Raw genomic sequence first — 2,467 nt, 5'->3', positions numbered from 1 at the left:
ATCGGAAAGCGAGCGTTCAGAGAGATTTCCGGGAGAGGACAATCCGTGCTGCGATCCAATGCCCGGCCCTCACCCTTGCGTGCGTCTGAACAGCGTCGCTTGTCCTCTCCCCAAAATTCGTTTCGGGAGAGGTTCGTCATGACGAAACCCGCCCATACGCAGCACTGTTTCGGGCCTTCCGCCTCGAGCTAGGAGCGACGTCCCCTCCGGGGCGTCAAGGTCGTCAGTCGGAGCGGGACGCACCCGGCAAAAAAACAGCCCGAGAGAAAACTCTCGGGCTGCTGAAATGCTTCCGTTGGCGAGCCTGCGTCAGGCTGCCAAAGAGTGGCTCATGCTCACGCGAACGGTGAGTACTTGCCTGGTGTTGGAGTTGGGTACTCGCCATCTTCGCCTGGCAGAGTTGGTGGAGTCGACTCGAGGGTGTACTCGTCGATTCCTGGGCAGAGGTCCTTGCCCTTTTCCATCAGGTCGTCCCATTTGACGATCTTGCCGGAGTAGCAAGCTTCGCGGCCGAGGATGGCACAGAAGGTCGATTTTGCTCCGTACTCACCTTCGTTGTAGATCTCGCCACGCATCAGAGCTTCGATCAAATCGTGTTGCTCTTGTTGGTGACCGTTCAGACGCTTGCCTTCGAAAGACCATTCGTTCTCACCCATGATTTTGCCCGATGGGTTGGCGGAACCCTTCGAACCGATGGCGAATTCGCCAACATGGTTCCAACCGCCGGCCAGGTGACGGCCTTGGCTGTGCATCTTCGAGCCGTCGGCGAATGTGTACTCGCAGAACGTGTGGTCAAAGATTTGCGACTTGGATGCGTCACCGCCCATGCGCTGCTCACGTCCGCCCATGCCGTTGCACTCGACGGGGTACTCGCCCTTGACCCAGCAACCGACGTCCAAGTTGTGGATGTGTTGCTCACAGATTTGGTCGCCACAGATCCAGTTGAAGTGGTACCAGTTGTTGCACTGGAAAGCCATTTCGCTTTGGTCTTCGCCTTTGTTGCGATACCAGATGCCGCCACCATTCCAGTAAACCTGTTGCGAAAGCACATCGCCGATCGCACCGTCGTGGATGCGTTCGATGCACTGCATGTAGTGTGGCTCGTGACGACGTTGCAGTCCGATGCCGACCATCAGGTCTTTCTTCTTCGACTCTTCAACTGCTTTCAAAACTCGTTTGACGCCGGGAGCATCCGTCGCGACGGGTTTCTCCATGAAGATGTGACGTCCCTTGTTGACCGCGTACTCGAATTGTTGCGGTTTGAATCCGGGAGGCGTTGCGATGACGACCAAGTCGCAATCGACGTCGATGGCAGCTTTGTAGCCGTCCAAACCGGTGAAGACGTTTTCTGGTGGAACGGCAACTTTGTCGCCGAACTTGCGAGTCAGACCTTTGATCGTGCCTTCGGCTTTGTTGCCGAATGCATCGGCCACGGCGACCAACTTGACGTTGCCCTTGGTCGACATGATGTTGGCGGCGGCTCCGGTACCACGACCGCCACAACCAATCACGACGAAGCGAATGACGTCGTCACCGGCCGCGTGTGCGTTGGGAATCGAAACGCCGGCCAGCGTGCTGCCGGCCAATGTGGTGCCAGCAATCAAACCAGAATCCTTGAGGAACGACCGACGGCTCGCGTCGATGGTGCGGCTGGCATCTTTGGAAACGGGTGGCTTCGGCTGTGGCATCAGAGACTTCCTGTGGCAAAACGTGTTGAACGGGCCCCGAGGCAATCGGGACGTCCGCGTGAGGTCGGAAAACTAGGCGGGAACCACGACGAGCACCGAAAAGACAGGCTCGTTTTCAACAATCAACCAGCGAGTCAAAAGATGGGGATCGGGCAAAATGCGTCGTGATGGAAGTTGATTATACCCGAGATCACTCCCTGCGGTTCCCAGAGTGCGAAGATTTGGTCCCCAAGATTCGGGAATTGTGGACTAAAATGAAGACAAACGGATCTTTCCTTCCAACGATAACAGAGCAGTGACATGCGACGCTTTTTGATCGCTTCGGCCTTAATATTTGGCATCTTCGCGCCGACAGCGGACGCGCAAGGAGTGGTCGCCCGCTACCGTGGGGGCCCGGGTGCCGGCTTTGGATTTTATGGTCCCGCCTATCGGACGCCCGGTTATCTGGTTCCGCCCCCGTATTTACCGAGCACCATGGCCGTCGTGCCAATTGGTCCGCCGGTGGTGCGGCCGGGTTCCTATCGCGATCCGCTCTATCGATATCGAGGTGTCGCCCCAATCGGGCCGGCCATTCCGGTGCTGCCGTATCCCCCGGCACCCGCGATCGTTCTCGCGCCACCCGTGGTTGCGGGCCCAGGAATCGGTGGAATTGAAATCAACACGCCCGGTTTCCGCCTCAGCATTCCCGGGCCTCCGCCTTATCCGGTTGAAAGTGCTTATCCGGCCGAGACTGCCTACCCATCGGACCCGGTGGTCGCCGCTTACCCGCCCACCCCAGA

Annotated in this window: 1 protein-coding gene and 1 pseudogene; one reads left to right on the top strand and one right to left on the bottom strand. The window is 58.2% G+C overall.

Annotated elements, in window-relative coordinates; all coding sequences use genetic code 11:
• Positions 1 to 335 precede the first annotated feature (335 nt).
• Positions 336 to 1,688 (bottom strand): Gfo/Idh/MocA family protein, encoded by a 1,353-nt coding sequence (locus B2R17_RS17190; RefSeq protein ID WP_008656660.1) that lies wholly within the window; start codon positions 1,686 to 1,688, stop codon positions 336 to 338.
• Positions 1,689 to 1,988: 300 nt separating this feature from the next.
• On the opposite strand from B2R17_RS17190, the pseudogene B2R17_RS17185 reads away from it, so the two are divergent.
• Positions 1,989 to 2,467: pseudogene (locus B2R17_RS17185) on the top strand (hypothetical protein); the annotation flags it as partial.

It is taken from the genome of Rhodopirellula sp. UBA1907, assembly GCF_002337565.1.
In the GTDB taxonomy this organism is placed as follows: Bacteria; Planctomycetota; Planctomycetia; order Pirellulales; family Pirellulaceae; genus Rhodopirellula; species Rhodopirellula europaea.
This window is presented reverse-complemented; position numbering and strand designations above follow the sequence as displayed.

What these genes read in the sequence shown, in the direction of transcription:
- B2R17_RS17190 (WP_008656660.1), bottom strand. Translation starts at nt 1,688, where the DNA reads ATGCCACAGCCGAAGCCACCCGTTTCCAAAGATGCCAGCCGCACCATC.